Origin of the sequence: Stenotrophomonas maltophilia group sp. RNC7 (assembly GCF_030910085.1) — a bacterium.
Classification (GTDB): domain Bacteria; phylum Pseudomonadota; class Gammaproteobacteria; order Xanthomonadales; family Xanthomonadaceae; genus Stenotrophomonas; species Stenotrophomonas sepilia.
Genome location: NZ_JAVFVN010000211.1, coordinates 1 through 1,050 on the forward strand (window position 1 = coordinate 1; position 1,050 = coordinate 1,050).

At 32.5% G+C, this 1,050-nt stretch carries 1 protein-coding gene; it reads left to right on the top strand.

Going from position 1 to position 1,050, the window contains the following annotated elements; all coding sequences use genetic code 11:
• Positions 1-1,050, top strand: a 1,050-nt coding sequence (locus RCF13_RS02895) for a PIN-like domain-containing protein (protein WP_308140830.1), incomplete at both ends; no start/stop codon positions are given.

Here is a 1,050-nt window from a genome sequence, read left to right on the forward strand (position 1 = left end):
ACTGCAAATACTAGCATAAGGTCTATTGAAAGTGAGTATCCTTTCATAAAAGTTGATGATTTTAGATTTCTTGTTAAGGAATTAGAGGAAGCTAATAAAAAAGTACAGGAACAGCTAGATATAGAGCTTAAGGCTTTACCAGATGTTAAAGAAATTCAGGAGAATATTTTAGACTTGTTAGATGGTATTGTTGGTCAACCTTATGCCCAAAGAAAGATTCATGAGATTGAAATAGACGGGGAAATAAGATACACACATGAGGTTCCTCCAGGTTGGGCAGATAAAAATGACCCAGATAAACAAGGATTTAGGAATTATGGTGCTATGAGGTATCAAAAAAAATATGGTGATTTGATTATGTGGCATCAGATGATAGATAAAGCAAAAAATTCTTCTAAACCAATTATTTTTATAACTGAGGAAAAGAAAGACGATTGGTGGGAGAAAGATAAAAAAGCTTTTAAGAAACCACAACCTCAATTAGTACAAGAATTTCTTGAGAAAACAAGTCAGAAATTCAACATGTTTAGAATTGAAAAGTTTGTAGAAAATGCAAAACTCTATTTAAATGCAGCTGTGTCTGAGGAACAAATAGAAAAGCTCACTACTCAAGTTGAAAACATTAGGAAATCAGAGGAAAAAGAGTATTCTAGTAAGTTTAGATTTAATAAAGCCTTTGATGAGGAGAATGTTGATAATATCACAAGCTTGAAAAAGAGTTTGGATGTTAACAAATTGATGGGGTTTTTAACAGCAGAAGAAAAGGAGCAGTTTAGAGCATCAGTTGGTCAAGCATTTACTGGTAACTTAAGCCCTGACAAATATAATGAGGCTATTTCATGGGCTATACACAAAAGTATTAACCAGTTAGAAGATAGTTTTAAAGAACTATTAGGTAAACTCGGTTTAAAGAATCATGATAAAGTTCAGTCTTATTTGGCAACCTTTAATTCTCTTCCCACAAATACAGTAGAAAAAGGTTTGCTACTTTTAAAGTATATTGTGGAAATTGAGAAAGTATTATGGGAGATTGAACTTACGGAAGAAGGC